This is a genomic window from Pseudomonas sp. MS15a(2019) (assembly GCF_013277805.1).
In the GTDB taxonomy this organism is placed as follows: domain Bacteria; phylum Pseudomonadota; class Gammaproteobacteria; order Pseudomonadales; family Pseudomonadaceae; genus Chryseomonas; species Chryseomonas benzopyrenica.
In genome coordinates, this window is record NZ_VBTN01000007.1 from 102,233 (window position 1) to 128,951 (window position 26,719).

At 64.0% G+C, this 26,719-nt stretch carries 19 protein-coding genes; 1 reads left to right on the forward strand and 18 read right to left on the reverse strand.

Going from position 1 to position 26,719, the window contains the following annotated elements:
• The 17 genes from pelF to FEZ61_RS10990 form a co-directional block, all read right to left on the reverse strand.
• Positions 1–1,524: a GT4 family glycosyltransferase PelF gene (pelF, locus tag FEZ61_RS10910; RefSeq protein ID WP_173148610.1), complete on the reverse strand. Its 1,524-nt coding sequence runs from the start codon at positions 1,522–1,524 to the stop codon at positions 1–3.
• On the reverse strand, positions 1,521–2,510 hold the full coding sequence (locus FEZ61_RS10915) for a HEAT repeat domain-containing protein (RefSeq protein ID WP_160922061.1): 990 nt from the start codon (positions 2,508–2,510) through the stop codon (positions 1,521–1,523). The genes pelF and FEZ61_RS10915 overlap by 4 nt, the downstream gene beginning before the upstream one ends.
• Positions 2,488–3,861 (reverse strand): PelD GGDEF domain-containing protein, encoded by a 1,374-nt coding sequence (locus FEZ61_RS10920; RefSeq protein WP_068384629.1) that lies wholly within the window; start codon positions 3,859–3,861, stop codon positions 2,488–2,490. Before FEZ61_RS10920 ends, FEZ61_RS10915 begins: the two co-directional genes overlap by 23 nt.
• On the reverse strand, positions 3,861–4,376 hold the full coding sequence (locus FEZ61_RS10925) for a hypothetical protein (protein ID WP_017639355.1): 516 nt from the start codon (positions 4,374–4,376) through the stop codon (positions 3,861–3,863). Before FEZ61_RS10925 ends, FEZ61_RS10920 begins: the two co-directional genes overlap by 1 nt.
• Positions 4,377–4,398: 22 nt before the next feature.
• Positions 4,399–7,995, reverse strand: coding sequence for a tetratricopeptide repeat protein (locus FEZ61_RS10930; RefSeq protein ID WP_173148613.1), 3,597 nt, complete (start codon positions 7,993–7,995; stop codon positions 4,399–4,401).
• Positions 7,976–10,699 (reverse strand): bifunctional glycoside hydrolase 114/ polysaccharide deacetylase family protein, encoded by a 2,724-nt coding sequence (locus tag FEZ61_RS10935; RefSeq protein ID WP_173148737.1) that lies wholly within the window; start codon positions 10,697–10,699, stop codon positions 7,976–7,978. The genes FEZ61_RS10930 and FEZ61_RS10935 overlap by 20 nt, the downstream gene beginning before the upstream one ends.
• 364 nt (positions 10,700–11,063) lie before the next feature.
• Positions 11,064–12,176: a polysaccharide biosynthesis/export family protein gene (locus tag FEZ61_RS10940; protein WP_017639358.1), complete on the reverse strand. Its 1,113-nt coding sequence runs from the start codon at positions 12,174–12,176 to the stop codon at positions 11,064–11,066.
• A gap of 285 nt (positions 12,177–12,461) precedes the next feature.
• Entirely contained in the window at positions 12,462–13,496 is a 1,035-nt protein-coding gene (locus tag FEZ61_RS10945; protein WP_160922294.1) for a glycoside hydrolase family 5 protein, read from the reverse strand.
• Between the two features lie 57 nt (positions 13,497–13,553).
• The gene (locus tag FEZ61_RS10950) at positions 13,554–14,825 is read right to left on the reverse strand and encodes a flippase (RefSeq protein WP_068384637.1); all 1,272 of its coding nucleotides are present in this window, start codon (positions 14,823–14,825) and stop codon (positions 13,554–13,556) included.
• 55 nt (positions 14,826–14,880) lie between these two features.
• The gene (locus FEZ61_RS10955; protein ID WP_064307771.1) at positions 14,881–16,158 is read right to left on the reverse strand and encodes a hypothetical protein; all 1,278 of its coding nucleotides are present in this window, start codon (positions 16,156–16,158) and stop codon (positions 14,881–14,883) included.
• 85 nt (positions 16,159–16,243) lie between these two features.
• Positions 16,244–16,984: a WecB/TagA/CpsF family glycosyltransferase gene (locus tag FEZ61_RS10960; protein ID WP_017639362.1), complete on the reverse strand. Its 741-nt coding sequence runs from the start codon at positions 16,982–16,984 to the stop codon at positions 16,244–16,246.
• Positions 16,977–17,852, reverse strand: coding sequence for a glycosyltransferase family 2 protein (locus tag FEZ61_RS10965; RefSeq protein ID WP_017639363.1), 876 nt, complete (start codon positions 17,850–17,852; stop codon positions 16,977–16,979). The genes FEZ61_RS10960 and FEZ61_RS10965 overlap by 8 nt, the downstream gene beginning before the upstream one ends.
• A gap of 201 nt (positions 17,853–18,053) precedes the next feature.
• Entirely contained in the window at positions 18,054–20,270 is a 2,217-nt protein-coding gene (locus FEZ61_RS10970) for a polysaccharide biosynthesis tyrosine autokinase (RefSeq protein WP_017639364.1), read from the reverse strand.
• 15 nt (positions 20,271–20,285) lie between these two features.
• Positions 20,286–20,723, reverse strand: coding sequence for a low molecular weight protein-tyrosine-phosphatase (locus tag FEZ61_RS10975; protein WP_017639365.1), 438 nt, complete (start codon positions 20,721–20,723; stop codon positions 20,286–20,288).
• A gap of 156 nt (positions 20,724–20,879) precedes the next feature.
• Positions 20,880–22,289, reverse strand: a complete 1,410-nt coding sequence (locus tag FEZ61_RS10980; RefSeq protein WP_017639366.1) for an undecaprenyl-phosphate glucose phosphotransferase — start codon at positions 22,287–22,289, stop codon at positions 20,880–20,882.
• A 470-nt stretch (positions 22,290–22,759) separates the two neighbouring features.
• Positions 22,760–22,972 carry a hypothetical protein gene (locus FEZ61_RS10985; protein ID WP_173148615.1) on the reverse strand — a complete coding sequence of 71 codons (213 nt, stop codon included), beginning with the start codon at positions 22,970–22,972 and terminating at the stop codon, positions 22,760–22,762.
• 138 nt (positions 22,973–23,110) lie between these two features.
• Entirely contained in the window at positions 23,111–24,319 is a 1,209-nt protein-coding gene (locus tag FEZ61_RS10990) for a methyltransferase (RefSeq protein WP_173148617.1), read from the reverse strand.
• 298 nt (positions 24,320–24,617) lie between these two features.
• On the opposite strand from FEZ61_RS10990, the gene FEZ61_RS10995 reads away from it, so the two are divergent.
• Positions 24,618–25,481, forward strand: a complete 864-nt coding sequence (locus FEZ61_RS10995; RefSeq protein WP_068384639.1) for an oxaloacetate decarboxylase — start codon at positions 24,618–24,620, stop codon at positions 25,479–25,481.
• A gap of 3 nt (positions 25,482–25,484) precedes the next feature.
• Here the strand turns inward: FEZ61_RS10995 and FEZ61_RS11000 are convergent, their stop codons facing one another.
• A complete protein-coding gene (locus FEZ61_RS11000) occupies positions 25,485–26,684 on the reverse strand; it encodes a glycosyltransferase family 4 protein (protein WP_017639370.1) in 1,200 nt (399 codons plus the stop codon).
• Between the last annotated feature and the right edge of the window lie 35 nt (positions 26,685–26,719).

Sequence of the window (26,719 nt, forward strand, 5' to 3'; positions counted from 1 at the left end):
TCAGACGACCCTCCCGATGGCGTCCTGGTAGAGCTCGCGATAGCGTTCCAGCATCAGCGGCTCGGTGTAGTAGCGATTGACCCGGGCCAGCCCGGTGCGCTGCGCGGCCTGCCAGCGCCCCGGATTGCGCAGCAGGGCGAGGATGGCGCGGGCGGTGGCCTGGGGATCGGCGATGGCGATCACGCTGCCACCGGTACCCAGGGCGCGGTCCTCGGGGATGGAGCCCTCGATCAGCTCGCGGCAGGAGCCGACGTCGCTGCTCACCACCGGCACGCCGGCGGCCCAGCCTTCGAGGATCACCAGCGGCTGGGCCTCGCTGATGGAGGTCAGCACCATGAGACCGAGCTTGGGCAGGATGTCTCCGATCTTCTGGAAACCGAGGAATTTCACCTTGCCCTCCAGGCCCAGGCTGGTGACCAGGCTGTGGCATTCGGCGGCGTATTCCTCGTCTTCGTCTTCCGGACCGACCACCCAGGCCTCGGCCTCGGGCATGGCGCTGATCACCCCGCGCATGGCGCGGATGAAGGTCTTGACGTCCTTGATCGGCACCACCCGGCCGAGCAGCCCGACCACCGGCGGCACGCCCTCGGGGCGGCGCTCCAGGGCGTCCTGCCACTGGGTGAGGCTGATGCCGTTGGGAATCACCCGGCAGCGTGCGGGATCTGCGCCGTCCTGGATCTGCCGACGGCGGTTGCCGTCATAGAGCGAGATGATCGGATCGGCGGCCTTGTAGGTGAGCAGGCCGATGCGTTCGAAGAAGCGGATCCACAGCCGGCGGATGTAGCTGACGTCCACGTCCAGCCCGGTGCGCAGGGCCTCGTCCGGGCCTTCGGCGATCCACTTGGCCTGGGCCAGGTCGATCTTGCGCTCCTTGGTGTAGATGCCGTGCTCGCTGAGCAGGAAGTTGCAGCCCCAACGGCGCTGCAGGATGGCGCCGAGCATGCCGGCATAGCCGGTGGAGATGGAGTGGATCATCCGCGGTCGCGGCAGACGCCGTGCGGCTTCCGCTAGCATCAGCAGCGGCGCCTGCATGGCGCGCAAGGTCCAGAGGTAGTCGACGAAGGAGGGATCGGTGCAATAGCGCTCGTAGCCCTCGGTGATGGCCTCCCAGCTGGCGCGGCTGTACATGAAGTCGTCCAGGGTCACCTTGCCTTCGGCGAAGGCGTCCACCAGGGCATCGCCCTGGGCGGCGCTGGGTTCGTCGGGGTGGTGCAGGAAGGCGTGCAGATCGCGCAGCAGCTGTACCGGCGCTTGGCGTCGCGGGCTGATGGGCGCTGCCTTGGGCACCCAGGAGCCGGCGAGGAAGTGCTCCTCGATGTGCACCACGTTGGGCGGGATGGCGTAGTGGCGCTTCTCGTAGTTCTCGCGCTGACCGCCGATGAAGAACACCGAGAAGGTCAGCTCCGGCAGGCCGAGGATCAGCTGGTTGACCCAGCTCGACACTCCGCCGCGCACATAGGGCCAGGTGCCCTCCAGCAGCAGGCAGACATCGGGTGTCACGGTCGCGGCGGTGGCGTCTTTCATAACCAGTACTTCACCAGGGCGGCGAACGGCGGCCGCTTCTTCAGATCCGCCGGCAGGCTGTCGAGCAGTGCCGGGATGACCGCGTAATCGCGGCGCAAAAAGGCGATTTCGGCGCGGAAGGGCGCCAGCTGGGCCAGGGGTACGCCCGCCGCTTCGGCGGCCTGGAAGAATTCCAGGGCCCGTTCCGGCTCGCCCTGTTCCAGGGCGATGCGCCCGGCCAGGATGCGCAGTTCTTCGTTTTCTTCACCGGCCAGGGCCAGCTCGATGTGTTCCCGCGCCTGACCCAGCACGTGGCGCAGGACGCTGCCCTGGGCCAGGCCCAGATAGGCCAGCTCCCAGTAGCCGCGGGCCAGGGTGCCGTGCAGCGCCGGCTGGCGCTCCGCAGCCGTGCTGGCCAGTTCGCCGAGCTGGGTCTCGATGCGCTGGTTGATCTGGCTTTCCTGCTGGTCGAGCATCGAATAGGCGAGCAGCCGGACGTCGTCGGCCGGATCGCGCAGGGCCAGTTTGAGGATGGGGATGGCATCGCGTCCGGGCATGCGCCGGGTGGCGAAGAGCGCGGTCAGGCGCTTGTCGGTGCTGGGCGCATGGCGCAATACGTCCTGCAGGCCGCCATCGCTGAACAGCATCTCCTCGCGCCGCTCCAGTGGGCGGAACGGCAGATTGGGCACGCTACGCGCCTCCCAGGCGATCTCGCGGTGCTTGCGCGGCAGATAGAGCGCCGGAAACACCGCGGCGATCACCCCGACTGCACCCAGCAGCGGAATGAAGAAGGCCAAGGCAAAGAGAAACAGCGGACTCCAGGGCAGCGGCCGTTGGTAGCGTCGCGGCAGCAACAGCCAGGCACCGCCCGCCAGCAGGGCGCTGCCGGCGGCATGGGCAGTGGCGAAGGCCAGGGCCGCCGCCGCCACCGGCAGATTGGCGAACAGCAGCGCCCAGCTGCTGGCCTCGAAGGCGAAGGCGCCGCTAAACAGCCACTTGCTGTTCATGCAGACCACACTCGTTGAACAGGAAGACGCGCAGCTCCTGAGCGCGGGTCTTGGGCAGCAGCTCGTGCTCGTGGCTGCGCACGCCCAGGCTTTCCAGGGTGCTGTCCTGGCCATGGCGCTCGGCCAGCAGCTGACGCAGCCGGCGACGGTAGCCTTCCAGGCCGTCGGAGGAGGTCAGCGGCAAGAGCACCAGCAGGCAGGGGTGGCCGGCCTGATTGGTCAGGCGCAATTGCAGGTCGAGACCGCGGCGGCTGCCTTCCAGCAGCGCCAGGGCGCGCTCGCCACCGTCGGCCTCGGTCATCTCGAAGCAGAACAGGCAGGCGGGCAGGGCGTGCTGCTGGGCATCGCGCAGCGAGCGCTTGAGGTGCTGGGAGAATTGCTGGGCGTCATCGTCGGCCAGGGCCAGCGCCTGGGGATCGCTGCCGAGCAGGTCGGCGATGTGGCCAGCGAGGATGGTCAGCAGATTGAGGGTGCGCTCGTTGAAGGAAAAGAACGGCATCTGCTCGATGGCCAGCACCGCCAGCAGGCGCTCCTCGGTATCCAGCAGCGGCACGCAGGCCTGCAGCGCCGAATGTTGGGTCTCGCCGCGCTCCAGCAGCGCCTGGCGGATGCTCAGGGTCTCGCCGCGCTCCAGGGTCAGGCGCACCAGCAGGTCGTCGGGATCGATGCCGGGCATCTCGCCCTGGCTGGCGAGGGCGCGACGATCCACCCGGCCATTGCCGTCGACCCGGTAGAGGCCCGCCACGCGCAGCGAACCGTACTGGGTCAACAGGCCGACGATGGGCTCGGCCAGGGCCTGCAGGGCATCCTGCTCGCGGGGCACCTCGCGCAGCTGGCGCCGCAGATCCAGCAGCGAGCTGCGCAGACTGAGGTCGTTGCCGGCGACGCGCTGTTCCAGGCGATCGTGGGAGATGCGCAGGAGATGGTGGGCGCGGGTGAATTCGTCCAGACGCAGCTGGCGATAGTCGTTGGCCAGGTCCAGGCGTTCCAGCCGGCGATCCCAGAGATCGCGGAATTCGCCCACCAGCATGGCGCTGAGCAGCACGCCGACGATGAAGGACGGCGGGATCTCTTCGTAGGCCGGATAGCCCTGGCGATGCAGATAGAGCAGCGCCACCACCAGCAGGCTGGCACTCACCAGGCCGCGCATGAAGCCATAGCGCACCCCCATGAGGATGGGCGCGAACACCACCCAGGGAAAGGCCAGGCCAACCATCAGGGGGTCTTCCGGCACCAGCCAGAAGCCCAGGCCCAGGGCGGCCGCCGTGACCAGCAGGGTCTCCAGCCAGGACAGGCGGCCACTGGCGCGCGGCGCCAGGGTGTAGTCCTTGTGGACGGATTGCAGGGCCATCAGCGCAACTGCAGCTCTTGCGCGGTGCCGCGCAGGACCTTTTGCGCGGTGGCCGCCAGGCTCTCGCGCGACCAGCCGGAGCGGGCGCCGCTGTTGCTCCAGACCACCCGGCCGCTGGCCGGCTCGACCACCTGCAGGGTCACGCCCACCGCCGGCTCGCCGTCCAGGCCGTTCTTGTACTGCCACTCGTCCACGCTGCCGGTGAGCACGTATTGCAGATTCTGCTGCCGCGCCCAGTCCAGGGCCGCGCGCTGGCGGGCCTTCTCGTCGTCGGTGGGATTGCCGCCCTGGCTGTCGTCGTAGACCTGCGGACGGATGCCGCGCTCGCCGAGCACGCTGACCAGGATCTGCGCCGCGCGATCGCCGGCCATGGGCGCCTGGGCATAGTTGGCCAGGGGCACCAAGCCCCAGCGGGCATCCTTGGGCAGGGCTTCGCCGCTGGGTCGGGTAAAGCTCGAGCAGCCGGCCAGCAGCACGGTGGCGACACTGGCGACGAGCAGACGCGTGATGTTCATGAGGTCTCTCCCTTGAAGCGGTCTAGCGACCGATTCGATTGCTGTATTGAATGCCCAGGGTGCTGCCGGCCTGACCGCCGCTGCCCTGGGGCGCGGACTGGTAGCCGGCGGTGAACGCCAGTTCGTCGTCGCCGAGCACTGCCATGCCCAGGCCGACATTCAAACCGTAGTTGAATTCGCGCTCGGTCCACTGCCAGCCGACCAGGGTATCCACCAACCAGCTGTACTGGGGATGGGTGCGGTTGAGCGAACCGGGAATGCCACGCCGCCAGCTGCTGCCGACATAGAGCTGGCCATAGCGATCCTGCAAGAGCTGGGTACCGCCCAGGGCCTCCAGGTCGGCCACGGTGACCTCGCCGTTCTCGCCACTGCCGGCCAGGGGCTGCAGATAACGGGTGACGCTGGCGGGCAGGGTGCTGCGCGCCTTGTTCTGCTGATAGGTGATGCCGCTGCGCACCTGCCAGGTAGGGCCTTCGAAGAAGATCATATGGCTCAGCTCCAGGTTGAAGGCGAAGCCGCTGCCCAGGGCATCGCCGTCGCGACTGGAATAGCGATTGTGCGCCGCCCGCCAGCTCAGCTGGTCGCGTGGCGTGAGGTTGTGGCGACCGGCCAGGCTGACACTGTCGCGCCGGCCCAGGGCGCGCAGATAGCCGCTTTCGTCGGGTTGCCGGTGCCAGTCCAGGGCCGCTTCGATCTCGGTGTTGCCATCGATACGCCAGGTGCGGGCGACGCCCAGGCCCAGGCGATTGCTGTCCGACCGCTGACTGGCGTCCACGGTGGTTTCCAGACCGCCGTCGGCCAGATTCTTCAGCACTTTGAGCAGCATCTGGTGCTCGTTGCCCAGGGCATCGGGCTTGAGGCCGTCGCTTTCCACGCGATTCTGCTTGAACTGGACATCGGCGTAGACGTCATCGCTGAGTCGCCGGGCGGCGCGCACCTCGCTGCCCTGCTCGATCAGACCGCCATAGTCGCGGCGTTCCCAGCCGGCCTGGACCCCATTGGGGGTGCGTTCGGCCTGCTCGGTGGCCTGGCGCAGCAACTGTCGCTGGATGACCTCCGGCGGCTCGTCGCCGGCCGCCGTCAGGGCCGCGGCCTGGGCGTCGCCGGCATGGCCGAGGCGCTGCAGCACCTCGACGCGCTGGGCCGGATCCAGATCGCCGGCTGCCAGCAACTTCTCCAGCTCGCCGCGATTCTGCCGGCGCAGGACCTCCTGCAACTGCTCGTACTGGCGCACCTTCAGGCCACGACTCTTGGCCCAGGCCAGCCATTCGCTCTTGAGGCCGTCGTCGTTGTTCTGACTGAGGGCGTCGAGCCACTGGTCGAACCAGAGCTGCAGCATGCTCGGCGAGCCGTCCTGCCAGGCGCGCGCCTGGGCCAGGGCTGCCTGGGGACCGCGCAGGCTGGAGAGCAGCCGCAGATAGGTGGCATAGCGCTCGGGGGTGGCGGGCACCTCGTCGTTGGCCAGGTGCGGCGTGACCGCCTTGCGTAGCCGCAACGCCGCGTCCTGGTGGCCGGCGGCGTCCAGGGCATCGGCATAGGCGGCCTGGACCAGCCAGTCCTGGGCATGGGCGTCCAGATAGCGGCGATACCAGCCCAGCGCCTCTTCCGCCTGGCCCAGCAGCACCAGGCCACTGCCGAAGGGCAGCCAGAGCACGTCGCTGTCGCGGGCCCGGCCCTTCCAGTCGCGCAACAGGGTGGCCAGTTCGGTCTGGCGATTCTGGTCGATGAGCAGCCACAGCAGGCGCTCGCGGAAGCGGTCGTCGTCCGGGAAGCGCTGCAGGGCCCGGCGATAGCCTTCTTCGGCCTGGGCGATGCGCCCGCGTTGGAAGTCGAGACCCGACCGCGCCAGCCAGACGGCGGGATTGTCGGCCGATGCCGGTTCGCGGGCGGCGCTGGCCAGCAGCCGCTCCAGCGCGGTGGCATCCTTGAGTTGCTCGGCCCATTGCAGGGCTTCGGTCAGGCGCCGCTGGTCCTTGCGCTTCTCCCAGCTCTGTTCCAGCAGCGCCAGCGCCTTGCGCGGCGCCGTGCGCCGGTACAACTCCAGCAGCCGATCCTCGTCGTTGGCCATCAGCCCCTTGCTGCTGGCGGCCAGGCGTTCGAAGGCCACCTGGGCGTCCGCGTCGCGCTCCAGTTCCCAGGCCAGTTCCGCGCGCTGCCGCCAGTAGTCGTCGCGCTGGCGCTGCTTGGCCGGGACCCGTTCGAGTACCGCCCAGGCCTCTTCGGGCTTGAACAGGGTCCACAGGGTGTCGGCCCAGGCCAGGTACTCCTCGGTGGTCAGCGGGAAGCGCTTGCCAAAGGCGGCCCAGCCTTCGGCTTCGGCCTCGCCCTGTTCGGTGCGGGCCAGCAACTGTTGCAACCGTTCCCACACCAGGCGCTGCTTCGGTTGGCGCTTGATGTAGCCGCGCAGCCAGCGTTCTTCCGCCTCGGGATCACCCAGGGACTCGTAGGCGAAGATCAGGGCATCCAGTTCGGTCTTGTCCAGCTGGCGCTCGTGGGACGCCCGACCGAGCAATTCGACCACGGCATCGAAGCGAAAGGCCCGGGCGGCCAGCTTCCAGGCATGATCGCGACGGGCGGGGTCATCGTGGCGGGCGAGCAGGCGCAGCCAGAGGTCGAGTGCCTCATCCACCCGTCCGGTCCATTCACCCAGCTGGGCGAGCTCCGCGAGCAGTGGCTCATCGTCAGGACGCAGCGCCAGCAGTTGATGACCTTCCTCCCAGGCGCGTTCGGTGTCACCGCGCGCCAGGGCCAGCCGGTAGGCGGCCTCCAGGGCGGCCGGATCGTCCGGTTGCCACTCGCGCCAGCGCTCGATCAGGCGCTGGGCCAGATCCAGGCGTCCGCTGCCCTGGGCCGCAGCCACCCCGGCCTGCAGCCAGGCCAGACCACGGGCATCGTGCTGCAGCCGGGGCAGTTCCTGTTCCAGCAGGGCGGCGGCTTCGGCGCCCTGGCCGGCGGCCAGCCAGGCATCGAAGGCCTGGTGCCGGTAGCCCTGACGCTGCTCGGCCGAGTCGGCGAGATCGGCCAGGCGCAGATAGAGGCGGGCGGCTTCCTGCTGACGACCGCTCGCCAGACTCCAGCGCGCCGCCTGTTCCAGCCATTGCTGGCGTCGGGGTGGATCGCGGCGCGCCAGTTCGACGAAACGCTCTGCCGCGTTGGCTGGATCGGCCAGTTGCAGGGCGCGCTCGGCCACCCGTTGCAGCTGGGGCATGCTCAGGGTCGCCACGTCGAGGGCGCTCAGCCGTTGCGCCAGGCGTTCGCGGTCGGCATCGGCCAGACCCTGCGGCTGGGCTTCCGCCTGCAGGATGTCCAGTTCCAGGGCATAGAAGGGCGTCGACGCCAGGGGCTCCGGCAGCAGTTGCAGCTGACGCCGCGCCTCGTCGATGCGCCCCAGGGCGATCAACTGGTCGATCAGCTTCATGCGCAGCCCGGTATCGTCCGGGGTCGCCTTGAGCAGCACCTGGGCGTAGCTGATGGACACCTGGTCGGCCGGCTCTTCGCCCGGCAGGAACACCTGCTTGCCGTGGAAGGTCAGCACCAGCACCAGGGCGGTGAGGAGCGCGACCCCCAGCAGCGTCCAACCACTCAGGAGCCGGGTTTTCTTAGCCGCAGACGATCTCACCGTCACTCACTCGTGTTAGCGGAAGTTTGAACGTCTGGAGTCCGGCCGCAGCCGGCTGACTCTTGTAGCGCTCGCGACCGACCCGCACCTCGCAGACCGCGGACGCGCGCACGGTCAGCTCCAGCGGGAATTGCCCGGCGAAGGCGAAGCGGATGCGCGTCGGCGACAGGTAGTCCCACTGCTGCAGCGGAATGTTGGCTTCTTCAAGGGCGGGGGTGGGGTCGCGGCTGTCACGCAATACCAGTTGAGCCTGAGCGCCGGCCAAGTGGACATAGCGCCCCTGCGGCAGGTCGCGGACCCCGGCGATCCCCTTGGAGCGTTGCAGGTCCGGCCAACCCAGGCGCGGATCCAGGCGCAGGGTGCGCAAGCCATCGAGGGCCTTGATCGACCAGCTGCCGTCGTCTTCGCGGGCGAGACTGGCGGTATAGAAGCCGTGCAGGCGGCTCAGGTAATCGCTCATCCACAGCGACAGGGGACGCTCGGCGGCCATGCCCTGGTAGATCTCCTCCATGACCTTGAGCGAGGCCTGCTTGGTGCCCGAGTAGAAGTGATAGTAGAGATGCAGCCCACGCAGACGGCGGGGGTGCTCGGTTCGCTCGAAGGTATAGAGCAGGTCGCGAAAGCCGTAGTAAGGGCCGCGCCAGAGATTGGTGTAGACGTTCTCGTTGATGATGGGCGCGTAGAACTGCAGGCCGCCGGGGGTGGGGCGGATGAAGGGATAGAGGCCACTCACCGAGGGTTGTGAACGGGTGATATGGGAGTTGCCGCCATTCACGTTGAGCAGGCCGTTGTCGTAGGCGAGCTTGAGGGTGGCCGCATCGGGCTGGGCGTCACCGGACCAGAACACCATCTTCACCGGCTTTTGCGGGGTGGTCAGGCGCTCATTGATATAGCGGGTCGAACCCACAATCTCCCGGGTGAAATCCACCTTGTCGTAACCGGGAATCTGCATCATGTAGCCGTACTGAGCTTCGAAGTTCTCGCTCTGCTCGGCCACCGCCGGTTGCCAGAAGAATGGATGGCTGAAGGTATGGGTGGCCACCTCCACCTTGGGATCGGCGAACAGCCGGCGGGCGATGGGCTCCAGCTGCGCGGTCAGTTCCGGATAGCGGCCCTTGGGCCCGACCTCGCCCTCGATGATCGACGCCGAGGTCAGAAAGGGATGCGGCTGGATGAACTGCTCCAGCACCACCTGGCCGGAAAAGGGCGCACCCGGAATCTCCGCCTTGGACACGAAGGCGTCGCCGTCGATATGCACGGTGGCAATGCGGCGGCCGTTTTCGGTGGTGGGGTCGGGTACCGGCAGGGGCGGCAGCTGCAGGGCCTTCGCCGTGAAGGCGAAGGGGTCGATGATCCAGCGACTGGCCTCGGGGCCGTCCTCCATGACGTAGGGGCTGAAGACGAAGCCGCCCCAGGGGGCCACCCCCATGGGCACGAAGCTGCCATCCTGGCCCGTGAGGCTGACCACCGGCGTCGGCCCGCCTGGCAACGTCTGCACGGCCGGCAGGCCACGGGTGCGCAACTTGACCGGCGCCTCGAAGTTGCCGGCGAGGGCGGGGTCCGCCACCTTGAGGGTCAGGTTGTCGGGTAGTGGCTTGCGACTGACGCCAAGGCCCAGTCGCTTGAGCAGGGCCTCGTTGTCCAGCGGCAGGCCGCCGAGGATCAGCAAGGGCGTCTTTTCATCCAGGCGCTGGCCGATCCAGTCGCTGAAGGCTCGCGAATTGGGTGGCGGGCCGCTGGTCATCCACACCACCACCCCGGCGTAGAGCGCGCCAGGCCAGGCCATGGGCAGCGGCTTGGAGGCATCGAAATAGTCCAGCCGATAGCCTTGGTACTCCAGGGCGCTGCCCAGGAAGCGGTGCACGGCCGACTGGCGCAAGGCGCCTTCGCGGCCATCGTAGAGCAGCGCCAGCCGTCGTGGTTGCAGGGCCACCGAGCTGATACCCAGGGTATTGAGATCGGGGGTGGTGATATAGGGCACATAGCCTTCGTCGCGCAGCCGCTTGGCCAGGCGCCGGGCTTCGTCACGCTGTTCCGGCGGCAGGTATTCGATGGCGATGACCGGGATGCCGGCACTGCGCGCCGCCTCGATCCGCGGCTTCAGCCATTCGCGATCTCCGGCGCTGACCGGTCGATAGGTTTTCTTGCCGGCATCCCAGCCCGCATAGATGGACTCCACCGCCATGGCGGCAGCCACGCCGGGCAGCTCGGGTTGCACCTCGAAGCCGCGATTGAAAAACAGTTTGAGCGATGGCTGACGACGGTGCAGTTCGGCCAGCAGGCTCTGCAGCGCCAGGCGCTGGGTTTCGCGCTGGTCTTCGGCCACCAGCTGGAAGCTGTCGAGGGTATCGAGGAAGAGTCCGGTGTAACCGGCCTTGGCCAGCTGGGCGGCGCGTTCGAGCAGATGGGCCCGCCAGACCGGCGTGGCCAGATTCATCACCTGGCTGCCCCAGGCCTTGTTGGCTACCGGGCTGGCCCCCGCGCTGAGCCCGGCCTTCTCCAGCGCCGCCGCGTCGCCGGCGAATTCGCCGATGGACAGATAGGCGAAGGGCTGGGCACCGCCGTCGCGCAGGGCGCGGACATCGGCAGCACTGGCATGGCCGGGTTCGAGCACCACCCAGTCGAACTGGGCGAGTTCGGCCACTGGCGGTTTTTCCGCGTACCAGAAGGCCACGCTGGCGGGCGCGGCCAGGGCCGTGCCCATGAAGGACAGATAGCCCAGCAGCCAGACCGTCAGCTTGCGCCACCCACCGAAGCGGGACCCTGCCCTTGTTGCCTTGCCTGACGCCACACCCAGTCCTTAAACGTACCCAACTTCGGTATCAGGTTAGCTACATTACGCAAAAGCGTGACGAAAAACTGCCCGTGCCAAGCCGAGCGGCAGCAATTACCAGGTTAATAGGTATCGAAATAATTGATGGCCGCCAGGCAAGCGCGTCTAGGCAGCGGCTTTCAAGTGTGGCGATGGGGAGAGGTGTAGCGCAGGAAGGCAGGAGGGGGTGTAGCCGAATGTCAGGAGAATTGCCGTCATGCGCGGCGGTAACCGGCATGACGGCAAGCGAGCGCTATTACTTGAAGCTGCTGTTCAGGCTGGCGCTGGAGGAGAGGACGTTGGTGGAGCCCAGCAGTTGGCTGACGAAGCGATTCCAACGGGTGATACCGGCCGGGCCGACGAAGACCACGTCCTGCGGCTGCAGATGGAAATTCTGCGCCAGCACGTAGGCGGTGGGGTTCTTGGCCGCCAGGTGGAAGACCTGGGCGGTGGCACCCGGAGCCTTCAGGTCTTCCGGGCCACGGATGACGTAGACGGCATCAGCGTTGGCGGTTTCCTGCTGGATGCCACCGGCCTGGCTCAGGGCTTCCATCAGGTTCAGGTTGGTGATCTTGTAGCTGACCGCGGACGGCGTGCGGACTTCACCGACCACGTAGACCTTGCGGGCGTCGTTGTAGGGTAGGTGGATGCTGTCACCGTCCTTGAGGTAGATGCCGTACAGCTTGGAATCCTTGCGGTTCAGGCTGTCGGTATCCAGGCGGTATTCCTTGCCGTCGCGCACCAGGGTCACGCCGGTCAGGTCGGCACCACCGGTGTTGGCCACGCCAACCTGGCCCAGGGCTTCCACCAGGGTGATGGGCTTGGTGGTCAGGGGAATGGCGTCGCCCTTGTTCACGGCGCCGGAGATGGTGACCTTCTGGCTACCGAACTTCAGCACGCTGACGTCGACCTGGGGATTGTCGATGAAGGTGGCCAGACGACGGGAAATGTCGGTACGGATCTCTTCCAGGGTCTTGCCGGCGGCGCGCACGGTGCCGACGTAGGGATAGAAGAGGGTGCCATCCGGACGTACCAGGCGACCGTTGGCTTCCAGCTGCTGCTGGGCGCCGGACGGAGCGGTCAGTTCGGGGTGATCCCAGACGGTGATGTAGAGCAGGTCGCTCGCACCGACGCGGTAAGCCTGCGGCTTGTAGTCCAGCAGGGGCTTGAGGTCGGGAGCCTTGGTCAGGGCCGCGGAATCCTGACTCATCAGCAGCGAGCTGGTGATCGGGATCAGCTGGACCTTGGTGCCCTGGATGCTTGGATCGCTCTTGAGGTCGTCCTGGTCCAGGTACTGACCCGGGGAGTAGGCACAACCCTGCAGGACGATGCCAGACAGCAAGGCCAGAGCGGTAAATTTGGTTTTCATGTCATTCGTCCTTGATTGCTGATTGAGTGTGAGCAAGAGGAATAAATCGGAAGGTAGAAGCAACGAGCCGGTTATTCATGGTGTTCCTTCGCGAGACGAGGCACTTCTCGACAGTGGACCGGTTTCCATGCGGCTAGCCTGCCCAGCGTGCGAGAGAACTCGAGGTCTCAGCTTTTAGTTGTACGAGCACCTGAGTCTGCTGGTCTAGGACTGGCCTTTAGCCATCGAGTTCAGCGCCCCCGGAGCGGAAAAAGGTGACGCCGTTCGAAATCTGTCACATCTCCCTCAACGAGGTCCTATGACTTGGCAGTCATGCCGGTTCAGGTGTTTTTCCAGCAGCGCCGTCTGGGGCTTTTCCACGCCGTTCTTCGGTTCGATGGCCAGGGGATAGTCGCCCCAGCCCGGACCGGCCGCCCAATAGGCGCTAGGTACGCACTGCTCGCCCAGATAGCTCAGCAGATTGTCCATGGCTTCCAGCCACTGTGGGTGTGCAGGTATCCCATATTCGCCAATGAAGCCGCGCAAATTGTGCTTTTTCAGCCACTCGATGAAGGGCCGGGTTCTTTCCACCCCGATCATGGGATGGACACCCTTGGTGCCGGAGGCATAGTTGCCGCTGGAGTCCTCGTCGAAGTAGATGTGGGCTTCGTAGATCAGGTTGTCCGCCGGATCCTTGATCAGCAGATCGCCGTTCGCCTGGGGCCAGCGCTGGGCGCTGGACCAGCTGTCACCGGCGATGAAGATCGGCGTCTTCATGTCGACGCTGCGGATGCTGTCCACCGCCGTCTGCGCGGCCTGAGGCCAGAGGCCTTGGGTGTCATGGGGTTCGTTCATGACGTCGTAGCCGTACAGCGCCGGATGCTTCTGGAAGGTGATGGCCAGACGCTTCCAGGCATCGGCATAGCTGGCATAGGGCACCTGCGGCGAGCCGATCAGCTGACCGCGATAGCGCGCGTAGTTGTGCATGTCCAGGATCACCCGGATGCCGTACTTGTCGGCGAAATCCAGAGTGCGCTGCAGCAGGGCGACCTGGGCCTGGTCCAGCTCACCGCCCAGCTGGGGCTGCACCCGTTCCCAGAGGAAGGGGAAGCGGATGAAGCGGAAGCCCTTGGCCGCGTAGCGGCGGAAGTAATCCTCGGTGGGATAAAAGTAGTTGGTGCCTTCCACGCCCGGCAGGACCTGACCCGCGAAGCCGGCGGCCGACATGTTGATGCCGATCAGATCCACCTTGGCTGTCGCCGGCGCTGCCTGCGCCTGGCCATAAAGCGCCGCGGACAGTAATACGGTGGCCAGCAGGCCACCACCGATACGACGTTTCACTCGTGACACGGACAGCACCTCTCGTGTATTGCGGACGTTCGTCTAAGCAGAGCGCCCTCAGGGACTCTGCTGATAGACGGGTGTGGGTTGCAGCGGCGGCGTGCGCCGAGCGAAGTATTCCAGCGCCAGGTAGTCCACGGTTACCCGGATGGTCCAGGCAATGGCGGCGCCCATGATGGAAAAATGCTGGATGCACACCACCAGCAGGCCCAGATAGGGCAACAGCTCGGCGAGATGGATCATCGCGGTGGTCCGCGAATGGCCCCGGGCCTGAATCTTGGCGAAGGGAATCTGCGCCAGGGCGTTGAAGATGAAGCCTACCACCAGAATACGCAGGATCTGCGCGGCATCGCCGCCGTACTCCGGACCCATCCACACCGTCATGATCCAGGGCGCCAGCACCAGGATCGGCAACACCATCGCCAGGCTGATCAGCAGCAGACCCCAGAACGCCTTGTTGGCCTGGCGCGCGGCGTCTTCGCCGCTCTTGCTCAGGAGTGGGAACACCACCCGGGCCACGGCATTGGGGATGATCAGCATCCGCGACACGGCCTCGGCAGGAGCGGTGTAGAAGGACACCCGGCTGGCGCCGACCATGTGCGACAGCACGAAGCGGTCGAAATAGACCATCAGCGGACTGATGATGTTGCTCACCGTCATCCAGCTGCCGAATTTCAGCAGTTCCTTGAACACCTCCACCTTGAAGGTGCGGATGCCTTCCGGGAAGTCCTTGTGCAGCGGCCAGTAGGCCAGCGCCATGGACACCACCCGGGCCAGCACCAGGCCGATCACGGTGGCGGAAAAGCTCGGTTCGATCAGCACCGCGATCAGCGGCGCGATCGCCAGCAGACTGTTGGAGAAGGTCCGCAGGATGTTGAATTCCCCAAAGCGCTCGTTGCCCTCCAGGTAGGCGAACCAGACCGTCGCCAGCAGGAAGGGTGGTACGCACAGGCTCAGCCAGCGAAAGCCGGCCACGGCATTGTCGAAATGCTCGGGCGAGACGTGCAGCAGACTCACCACCTTGCCCGCACCGAACCACAGCAGCAGCGTCGCCAGCAGGCTCAGACCGATGACGGCGCCGGTGGCCGTGCCCATGACCAGTCGATTGAGCCCCTTGTCGCCGTGGTGCATGGCGACGGCGCGGATCACCGCACGCGACAGGCCGGCATCGAACAGGGTGGCATAGCCGACGATGGCGAAGGCCAGGGTGAACAGGCCGAACTGCTCGACACCGAGCAGACGCGACAGCACGCCCATGGTGGGCAGCGCGATGGCACTGGGAATGACGACACCCAGGATGTTCCAGGTGCTGTTTTTGATCATCGACATCGTGGGGGTGAAAACTCCTTGGGGCCGCCCGGCGGACGCCGGGCGGCACGAGGGATCAGACCGAACGAGCCAGCTGGCTGCTCGGACGCGGGTAGGGGCTGCTGACGTAGGTCTCCTGGACGGGTGCGGAGCTGTAGTGATGCAGGGCGCGCAGCGCCTGGATCACCATCAGGTAGCAGATGGTGGCCTGGAGATACTCGAAGAAACCGGCCAGCGGCCAGATCACCAGCTGGGCCAGGGTGGCGGTCACCACGAAACCGGTATCGGGGTGCAGCATCTTCGCCCAGCGATAGTAGAGGAACAGCGACACCGGGATGATGATGAAGGCCAGGAAGCCAAAGCGGAACACGGTGCCGAACACGCCTACGTCGGACAGGAAGAAATACTCGCCGAAGTAGGGAATGAAGCCGTTGTTCCACATCAGCGACAGCGAGCCGCTGGGCAGCCAGTGGTTCTGGCTGAGGTGGGAGAAGATGTAACCGATGGTCTGCTCGCGCACGCCATCGGTGGGGCCGTCTTCCACCGACTGAGCGTAGAAATCCAGATTCAGCCCCAGCACCTTCATCAGGTCCGGGAAGATGAAGAAGGGCGACAGCAGCAGGGCGGAGACGCAGATCCAGACGATCGACTTGCTCTTCAGGCAGAACACGGTGAAGCAGAGTGCCAGCACGATGAGCTGCCGGGTCTGGGTGCCGAACACCAGGGTCAGCAGGAAGAACATGGCCAGCACGATGTGCACGGTCTTGCTGCGCGCCGAGCCGTCGATCGGCGAGATGCCCTTGTTCCAGGTCTGGATGCAGTAGAAGTAGGCCAGGCACAGGGCCGGCGCGCCGATGGAAGAACGGTCCGGGCGGTCGAAGGAGGACTGCTTGTCACGCAGATCCGGCAGCGCGCCGAACTTGAACATCCAGGCCATGGCCGCTGCCAGCAGCGCCGTGATCAGCAGGGCTTTCTCGAATTGCGAGGCGCTCATGTTGCGCCCGAGGAACATCAGGGTGGCGAAACCGAAGCTGAACAGGATCCGCCGCTCTTCGATCAGGCCGTAGAAGATCGGCTGACCGTAGAACAGAAAGGAAAAGATCGCCGGCAACCCGATGAACACCGCCGACGAATAGACGGCGTAGGTCATCAGGATCTTGAATTCGCGCTGCTGGGTGCCAATGCTGGTCAGCAGGTAGAAGAAGGTGAAGGCCATGCAGATGGCCAGATACAACTCGTTCAGATAGAGGATGCCGACCGGGTTGTGCGGGCTTTCGCCGAACACGTCCAGGTGCAGGATCAGCAACGGGATCAGGAGAACGAAGGAAACGGTACTTTTACGGAGAATGCTCATAGACCTACCCATCCAGACGGGACCACCGGACTGCTTGTCCGGTGGTCATCTTCCTTGCGGCTGAGAATGCTGCGGGGGCAGCGCCTCAGGTGCGGCGACTGCTGCGTTCCTTGAGATAGATGGGCAGGATGCTCAGGGCATCGTGCACGTAACGCTTGGCCAGCCGCTTGGGCTCCGAACACATCCGGTGCAGCCATTCCAGCTTGGCCTTCTGCATCCAGCGCGGGGCACGCTTGACGGTGCCGACGGCGAACAGGATGGAGGCGCCAATGCACAGGCCGACGCCGGTACGCTTGCTGCTGTCGATCTGCCGTGCGAGCTTTTCCTGGCGCGGCGCCCCGACGGCATAGAGGATGAACTCGGAAGGGTTCTGCATCACGAAGTCGACGCATTTCTGCGTCTCCAGCGGATCGTTGATGAAACCCATCGGCGGGTTGTAGTGCGCCAGCTGGATGTGCGGATACATCCGGCGCAGCTTGCCCACGTCATTCTCGCTCGAACCGATCAGCACCACCGACAGGCGCTCGTCGTTGGCCTTGCGCAGGATGCTCAGGGTGAGATCGCTGCCGGTGATGACCTCGGGCACGGCGACGCCCAGCGACTTGAGGATGGGCATCAGGATCCGGCTGTCGCAGATGCGTTTGCCGGCGCGCTGATAGGACTCGCGCATGTCCGGATTGCTCTGCAGCTGCACGACATGGTCGATGTTCGGCGTGACGATGTAGCTGTAGGGACGATGGATGTCCTGGCTGATCGAGCTCATCAGCTCGTCCTTGGTACCGGTGAAGAAGTCGATACCGAAGGCTTGGTTGCTTAGGTTAGACATGCATCGTCGCTCCCTTGAAGGCACCCTTGACGCCGGACCAGGCCAATTTCGGATTCTTGAATTCCTTGAGCACGGTGATGCCGGACAGGAGCACGGCGGACACCAGCGCATAGGGAGTGCCATGGAATTTACGATTGAAGCGGGTCGCCGCACGATTACGGAAGTAGTGATAGAAGGCGCTGCGACCGCCCGAGCTCATGGAGCCGTAGTGATAGAGTTGGCTCTCGCGTGAGACCTTGAGCACGACACCCTTGCGTTTGGCCTGGTGCTGCCAGTCCACTTCCTCGGAATACATGAAGTAGGCTTCGTCCATGAAGCCGATCTCGGTCAGCAGGCTGGCGCAGAAGGCCATGCTGCAACCCATGATGTAATCGGGTTCACGGTCCAGCTGGGAAATCTCGCTGACGTCGATGTCCTTGCCCAGCAGCTTGGACTTGCCCAGCAGTGGATAGAGGATGCCGCCGCCATAGCATTCCAGGCGCCCGGTCTGGGAACTCAGGATCACCGAGCCGACGATGGTCTTGGGCGCGCGTTGCAGCTCGGCCAGCAGCGGGGCGAAGGCATCGTCCTTGACGTAGGCGTCGTTGTTGACGACCCAGAAATGCTTGACCGCCAGATTGTCCAGCGCCCAGCGCATGCCGTAGTTGTTGCCGCCAGCGTAGCCGTCGTTGCGCGGGCTGGCGAGCACGGTGACCTGGCTCAGGGCGTTGTCGGCCTGCCAGCGTTGCAGGACGTCGATGGAGCCGTCCTGGGAATCGTTGTCCACCACCACCGCGTGATCGATGGACGGGCAGTGCTTGAGGATGCTCTCCACGCAACTGATGGTTTCGTTGGGGGCCTTGTAGTTGAGCACCATGACTACGTTCATTGGCGTGTTCCTATTCTTCAGAATCATCAATCCGGTACAGCGTCGAGATGCAAGGCTGCCAAGCGTGGCCGGGTTCAGGAGGAAACCCTTCGAAATCGCTGTGTGAGGTAGTTTCTTGTTCGATGCGCCTGTACGAATACTGCCGCGATCCCTGAAGGGATCGGCTGGACGGCGATCAGACCGTCCAGCCGGGGTAGTGCATCAGCTCTTGGCGTTCTGCTCGTAGGAGTAGTGGTAATTGCCATAGGAGCCGTAGTTACTGGCCTTGCGCTCCACGGCGTTGAAGATCACGCCCTTGAGCGGAATGCCGTTGAGGTCGAAGCGGCGCTTGGTCGCCTCAAGCTCCTTGACACTGTTCACGCCGAAACGTGCGACGATCAGGCTGGTACCGGCGTGGCTGCCGATGATGCCGGCCTCGGTCACCGCCAGGATCGGCGGGGTATCGATGATCACGATGTCGTACAGCTCGCTGAATTTCTTCAGCACGGTGGTGAAGCGAAGGCTCATCAGCAGTTCCGACGGATTCGGCGGGAACTGACCGCAGGAGACGAAATCCAGGCTGCCGACTTCGGTCTTCTTGATGGCGTCGTTCAGGGCGATACGACCACTCAGCAGATCGGACAGACCGTCCTGCTGCTTGGTGTTCATCAGCTTGTGCAGATAGCCCTTGCGCATGTCGCCGTCGATCAGCAGGACGCGCTGGCCGGACTCGGCGATCACCGCGGCCAGGTTCGAGGACACGAAGGACTTGCCGACGCCCGGGCTGGGACCGGAGATCATCAGGATGTTGTTCTTGGCCTCGATCATGGCGAAGTGCAGGCTGGTACGCAGGCTGCGCAGCGCCTCGGTGCTCAGATCGGTCGGGTGGGTGAGAGCGGTCAGCGAGGATTCGCCCGGCTGCTTGGTGCCCAGTACCTTGGTGGTGTCCGCCTGATTCTTGCTGTAGGGGATCGAAGCGTAGACCGGCAGACCGATCTGCTCGATGGCTTCCGGCGTCTCGACGCCGCGACGCAGGGTGTGACGGGTGTAGACGATGGCCAGGCCGACGATGCCGCCCAGGATGATGGCGACGGCGATGATCAGCGGCTTGTTGGGGGCGGACGGGTCATCGACGTTGGCGTTGGCGTTGTCGATGATGCGCACGCTACCCACGGTACCGGCGCGAATGACTTCTAGCTCCTGAGCCTTGTTCAGCATCAGCGCATAGGTCTGGCCGGTCACTTCGATGTCGCGGTTCAGGCGCAGCAGTTCCTGCTGGGTTTCCGGCAGTACTTCGACGCGCTTCTGCAGCTTGGCCCGCTCAGCTTGCAGCTGACCCAGCTGGCTCATCAGCGCCTGGTAGGCCGGGTGCTGACGGGTGAACTTGCGATCCATCTCGGTGCGCTTGAGGTTCAGCTCGGAGATCTGGTTGTCCAGCGCAACGGTCTGTTCCAGGACGCCCTTGGTCTCGCTGTCGATATCGACCGACTTCTTGTTGGTCTGGTAGTAGTTCAGCGCGGACTGGGCCTTTTCCAGATCGGATTTCACGACCGGGATCTGGGCACGCAGGAATTCCAGGCTTTGGGTGGACTCGGCGGCGTTGCGATCGATGTTCTGCTGAACATAGATGTCCGCGACTTCCTGGACGATGGCCTGGGCCTTCAGCGGATCCGCATCCTGCAGACCGACACCGATGATGCCCGACATCTTGCCGCGCTCACCGGCGACGATGCGACCCTGGTATTCCTGGATGGTCTTGGAGAAACGCTTCTTCATGATGGTGAATTCGGTGCCCGGGCGAGCCTGCAGCGTGGCGACCTTGATCTGGTAGCCCGCATTGCTCACCGGCTGGCCGAGGCCACCGTGCAGCACCACTTCGTCATCGGCATTGAAGACGGTGAAATTCTGGTTGTCCTCGACTTTCAGCTTCATCGGCTTGTCGAGGTTGCTGTCAGGCACTTCCAGCTGGTCGAGGACCAGTTTCTCACCGCCCCAGGCAAAGCTGTTCAGACCCAGCAGGGGCGAGGCCACGTCGGTCTCATTCTGCGGCTCGAAACGACGCGCGACGAAGTTGCCAATCAGCGGGAAATAGCGCGGCTTGACCTCGATATCCAGCTTGAGGTTCTCGATCGCCTTGCCGATCACGGAGCGCGACTTGAGCAGCTCGATCTCGGTCACCGCCTCGGGCATGGGCGGCGGCATGCCGCTGGTCTGATCGGTCAGTCGGGTAACGCCCTTCTTCTCCATTTCGATCTGGATCATGGCGTTGGACGAATACATGGGCGTGGCCAGGATGGCGTAGCCAATACCGAGCGCGGCGAAAATACCGATTACCGACAGGAGTTGCCATTTGTAATCGATCAACATACCGAAGAGTGCGGAAAAGTTGATATCCGACTCATTCTTAACTTCGGGAGTAAAGCGAGGCATCGTGGTCATGAAATTCCTTCTTCCCTATTTGATGTATGGAAGCCAACTGTTTACACAGCGCGTCAAAAGTATGTGGACATTTTGAAACATCTCTTTAGAAAGGCGATAAGGGTCTGGTACTTCTTGATTGCTCAACCATTTCCCGATCAGAAAAACCTTACCCCTGACTTCAGGAGCAATACTTTCGACGGAGCGTGAGTGAAACTCTTCCATGGTCAAAATCAAATCCGCCTTGCGCAGCATCTCTGCATCCGCTTGGCGAGCTTGGTGGGTGGTGAAATCTATGCCGTTTTGCCGTAGTACCTCTTGTGCGTTCTTCTCGATGCCATGGCCAACCAGTGCCCTGATGCCAGCGGAACCGACCTGGACGTCACGGCCTTCCAGCGCCTTGGCCAGTAGTGCTTCTGCGACCGGGCTGCGGCAGATGTTCCCTTCGCATACAACCAATATCGACTTGATCATTCTTCAAAACCTTCCTGTTGTCCGGACAACAGGTATCGACGGCAGATAGCCAGCGATGCCTGTCTCCAGGGATCGCTTGCTGCCGATGTAATTAGGGTCGGGAGTCCAGGCTCCAGATCGTCGTGCTGAGGGGCGGGCCAATGGCCCCGGCCGGTCTCAGTATGCGTTCTTATTGATGAAGCCTTTGAACAGCGTGAGGAAGATGATCTTGACGTCCCACCAGAAAGACCAGTGGTGGATATAGTCCAGATCGAACTCGACCCGCTTCTGCATCTTGTCCAGGGTATCGGTCTCGCCGCGCCAGCCATTGACCTGAGCCCAACCGGTAATGCCGGGCTTCATCTTGTGGCGGAGCATGTAGCCCTGCACCAGCTTGCGGTATTGCTCGTTGTGAGCGACGGCATGGGGGCGGGGACCGACGATGGACATTTCGCCGCGGAGTACATTAATGAATTGAGGCAATTCATCGAGAGACGTACGTCGTAAAAATGCACCAAACGGGGTGATGCGGGTGTCATTCTTGGTCGCCTGGGTGACCTTGGCGCCATTTTCCATGACCTTCATGCTGCGGAATTTCCACACTTCGATCGGCTTGCCATCCATGCCGTAGCGCTTCTGCTTGAAGAAGATCGGACCGGGCGAGGTGATCTTGATGCCGATGGCGATGGCCAGCATGGGCAGGGAGATCATGGCCAGGATGATGGAAGACAGCACGATGTCCTCGATCCGCTTGACGATGTGGCTGGCGCCATCCATCGGGGTATCGAAGATGCTGATGCTGGGCAGGCCATCGAGGCTTTCGCTGCGGGCATGCAGCAGGTGGAACATGAAGATGTCCGGGATGATGTAGACGGACGCCGTGGTGTCGCTCAGCTCCTGGACCAGCCAATTGATCTTGCTCTGATCGGCCATGCCGAGCGTGATGTAGACCTTGTCGACCTGGCCGGAGCGGACGTCCTGCATGAGCCGGTCGAGACCGCCATTCAGCACTGGGCTGGGCACGCCTTCTTCACCGGTATCCTGGTTGTCGCTGTAGAACCCGGCGATGCGCAGGCCCATCCAGGGCGCGGTGCTGATGGTGTGCGCCAGGCGCTGGGCGACCATGCCGTTGCCGGCGATGGCAACGTTGCGGGTGTTGATGCCGGCCTTACGCAGGGAGTGCATGATCGAGCGCAGCAGCACGCGATAGCCGCACAGCGTACCCAGCGTCAGGCCCAGCCAGCCCTGCATCACGCCAGGCGAGAGGTAGGACTGATCGAAGAAGAAGTAATCGACCATGAACACGGTCGCGAAGGTCAGCACCCAGTAGGTGGCGATCTTGAGCAGTTCATCGGTGATGCGTTCACCGCGCCAGGAACCATAGACGTGGTTCAGCTCGGTGAGGAAATGGAAGATCAGCAAGGACAGGAAGATGACGACCCAATGCTCGGGACGCATGCCGGTTTCCGACGCCCAGGTACCTGCCACGTAGGCGCTCAGCGTGATCACGGCGAGGTCGAGCAGGCGGTGTGCGAGCGAGATTGCCGAGGAATTCGTATGCAAAATGCCGCGTTCTTTCAAATTCATGGTTCCATCCTTGTGCGTATACCGTGCACGAACTTTCAACTGGGCGAGGCAGCTACCAGCGTCTGAAATGTTCACTATGGCGCTCTAGGACCGATGACTGGCCACCGATCGCTAAATGCCATGATGGCTGTAGCGACGTTAGGACTCGGCACTGATTAAGAGGTTCACACGGTAGAAAGGCGGGGAGGCGCTGTCGAGCAAGCCCAAATCAGGGCAAATAGCACGCCAGACGAGGTGCGGCAGGAGAGGGGATGTAAAGAAGGAGGGAGTGCGTCACAGTGCGGGCGGACGGCCGGCACACTTCTCTCGTCGCAGGGTGCGATGAGCGGTTTGTCCGGGCAGCAGAAGGGAGGAAAACGTTCCGTCGGACTTTAATGCGGGATACGGGATTTGTGCGCTGCTTCACCAAACAATGAGACAGCCAGACCCGTCAGGTCGGGTGTAGGCCAGTCCCTGGCCTGGAGCACGCCTCAATGGCGATGATGGGACTGAAAGCTCAAGGGGGAATTGACGGGGAGGGTGGAGATCTTGGAATGCCAGACTGAATTCCTTGCGTTGTCATGCGAGAACAGCAAGAAGGACCAGCTGACGAGGAGGGAGGCCACCGCAAGCCAGGGCAGCTGGGCTTGGGCGAAGACGAGGCAACCGGCGACGCCGGTCCAAACGGGCAGGTAGTAGCGCATTTTTGTTATTCCTGCTTTTTTTGCGAGATTGCAACCTAACTATTGTGCAGACTTTGTGAGAAGTCCATCACCAAAAGGTATTTTTTACATTCCGTCGCGCAGATTCCGACAAACGTGCAGGATAGAGCGGCTGTGAGCCTAGGCCGAGTGGGGTTTTTCCGCCGTCAGCAGCAGGTTGCGCGGTGTCAGGTGGGCTGGACAGAAGGTCCCCAGCGTCACTCTGTAACCTTGCTCCTGTAGGAACAGCGCCTGATCCAATACCAGCCAGAGCTCCAGGGGACGGCGGAACAGGCCGCGCAACAGCTCGAGATTCCGAACTTCCGCCAGCCGCTGGAAGCCTCGCCTTTCCCAGAGCGGCCAGTCGATTCCGTTCGGCAGCAGCAGATCCTTGCGTCTTGCCAGCTCTTCACCGAAGGCGGCGAAGGGTTGGCGCAGCCAGTGGCTGGGCAGTGGCGGCGTATTGAGATAGACATCGTGCCCCGTGACCTCGCGTTGCAGCAGATCGAAGCCCAGCCGTCGCGCCATGGACAGGTCTCTATCCCGGCGTACCCGTTGCCCGCCGGTGATGGTTTCACAGAGGGCCAGACGCAGGGCTTCCCGGTCCAGCCGCAGTGCCGAGGCCTTCGCCGGCGCGGACAAGGGGCCATACACTTCGGCGGAGATGCGGTCATAGCAACAGGGCGCTAGGGCCAGTTGCTGACAGCCGCGCGCTGCCGTCACCCTGAGCAGCTGGGTGTGGAGGTCGCCGCAGGCATGCAGGGCGACGGGTGTGTCGCGGCTGCCAAGCTGGTCGCCTGCCAGCCTTTGGAGCACATCGGCCTGATAATGGTGCACGGAGGCCCGGGCCCGGTGGCTGAGCCTTGCGCCTTCCGCGACGAGAGCCGCATCGACCTCCAGGCAGACCGCTGGTGCACCCTGATAGGTCAGGTGCCTGGCGAGATGGCCCTTGCCCGCGCACCAATCGACCCAGCGCCGCACTGGTCGCTGGAAGTCCAGCTTGCGGCTGAAGGCCTCGATCTGCAGCCACTTGCGCCCCGGTACGTCGACGTCTTGCCTGCCGGACAGATTGCGGCCAGGAGCGTCTTGGTATTCGGGGACCTGAGTGAGCGCCAGCGAGGTCTTGGCCAGGGAGTGGAAGGGTTCGGGTGCAGCCAGGAGCTGAGGGGTATTATGGGCCGCCTCCGCCGCTTCCAGGCTGCGGGCGCGCAACCAATCGGCCAGTTCCGGGCAGCTCGACTCCCAGGGCAGCTCACGCTCGACGAAGGGTCTAGGCCGCCACAGGTGCTGATGCCGGGTCAGGAAAAGATCCAGGGCGGTGAAGCGGTCTAGAAAGTCGGCAGCAAGCATGATGGCATTGGGCAATGACGGGATTGGCAGAAAGGCTGAGCCTGGCCACTATTGTCACTTTGCCCGGGCATGCTTGGGTATCGAAATCTCCAGCGTCTGGCCAGGCGGCGGGTTACCCGGGCTGATCCGTTCTCCGCGAGTTTCGACCTGTGGCTTGCGGCGCCTGAGCGGCGAGGCCGAACGGCGACCGTGGGTCAGTTGGATGAATCGATTTATCTCAAAGCCGGACATCTGGTCGTGTGACCACTACTTGTCGCGCTAACATTGTCTGTTCGGTTTATCCCAGAAGGAAAATTCTATGAAGCCAACCTCCCCGCACAAGCTGCGCTTAGCGTTCAGAGCCCTGCTGAAATCGGACAGCTGCTACCACACGGCGTCCGTCTTCGATCCCATGTCGGCGCGCATCGCCAACGACCTCGGTTTCGAAATGGGCATCCTCGGCGGGTCGGTGGCTTCCCTGCAGGTGCTCGCCGCTCCGGACTTCGCCCTGATCACCCTGAGCGAATTCGTCGAACAGGCCACACGCATCGGCCGGGTCGCCCGGCTGCCCATCATCGCCGACGCCGATCACGGCTACGGCAATGCCCTGAACGTCATGCGTACCATCACCGAGCTCGAGCGCGCCGGGGTGGCTGCCCTGACCATCGAGGACACCGTGCTACCGGCCGGCTATGGCCGCAAGTCCACCGACCTGGTGAGCGTCGAGGAGGGCATCGGCAAGATCAAGGGTGCGCTGGAAGCCCGTATCGACGAAGCCCTGAGCATCTTTGCCCGCACCAACGCCACCGAACTGAGCACCGCAGAGGTCATCTCCCGTACCAAGGCCTATGAGGCGGCGGGCGCGGACGGCATCTGCATGGTCGGGATTCGTGACTTCGATCATCTGGAAGAGATCACCCAGCACCTGAGCGTGCCGGTGATGCTGGTGACCTACGGCAATCCCCAGCTGCGCGACAACGCCCGCCTGTCCAAGGCCGGGGTGCGGGTGGTGGTGAATGGTCATGCCGCCTACTTCGCGGCGATCAAGGCAACCTACGATTGCCTGAGAGAGCAGCGCGACATCACCGCGTCCGACCTGTCCGCGTCCGAACTGTCCACCAAGTACTCGACACTGCAGGAGTATCGAGTCTGGGCGCGGGAATTCATGGACGTAAAGGAGTAACGATCAGGCGGTGCTCAGCGAACTCGGCTGCAGACCCTTGCTGGGAAAGGGCGTGACGATCTCCAGATCCAGGTCGGCGGGCAGATGCAGCGCGGCAACCCGGGCTTCGACGAAGGCACGCATTTCCTGACGGAAACGCTTGGTGGCGAAGCGCTCGGCATTCTGCCGGCACGCCTGCTGGCTGATCGGCGTCTCCAGGGCTTCGAACTGGCGCACGGCGGCGCACAGCGAGGCGACGCTCTGCTCCGGATAGAAGACGCCGGTGGGATGGGGCGCATCCAGGCCGCGTACGGTTTCCAGCACGCCACCCCGGCCATAGGCGATGACGGGGGTCCCGCAGGCCTGGGCTTCGATGGGGGTGATGCCGAAGTCTTCCTCGGCGGCGAAGACGAAGGCCCGCGCTCGGCGCATGTGGTCTAGCAGGCAGTCGAAGTCCTGGTAACCGAGCAGGGTGACGTTGGGACCGGCGACCTCCTTGGCCTTCTCGAATTCGGGGCCGGCGCCGATCACCACCAGTTTCTTGTCGGGCATCGAGCTGAAGGCTTCGACGATCATGGGCATACGCTTGTAGGGCACCATGCGCGAGGCCGTCAGGTAGAAGTCGTCCTTGCCGCCGCTGGGCGTGAAGCGACTGATGTCGACCGGCGGATAGATGACCTTGGCTTCGCGGCGATAGGCCTTGCTGATGCGCCGGGCGATGAAGTGGGAGTTGGCGACGAAGGCATCCACGCCGGCGGCGGTGCGCTGATCCCAGATGCGCACATAGTGCAGGATGACGCGTGCCAGCTTGCCCTTCAGGCCGCGATCGAGCCCTGCTTCCTTGAGGTACTGGTGCTGCAGGTCCCAGGCGTAGCGGATGGGCGAGTGGACATAGCTGATGTGCAGCTGGTCCGGACCGGTCAGGACGCCCTTGGCCACCGCATGGCTGCTGGAGATGATCAGGTCGTAGCCGGACAGATCCAGCTGCTCGATGGCGTGCGGCATCAGCGGCAGATAGGTCTGATAGCGCTTCTTGGCCTGCGGCAGGCGCTGGATGAAGGTGGTCGTCGCCTGCTTGCCCTGCAGCTGCGCTCGATCTTCGTCCGAAAGGAAGTCGATCACGCTGAACAGGTCCGCCTCCGGCCAGATGTCGAGCAGTTCGGCGAGCACGCGTTCGGCGCCAGCAAAGGTTACCAACCAATCGTGAACGATGGCGATTTTCATGTCGTCTTCCTTAAGCGTGAAATGAAATCAAGTGC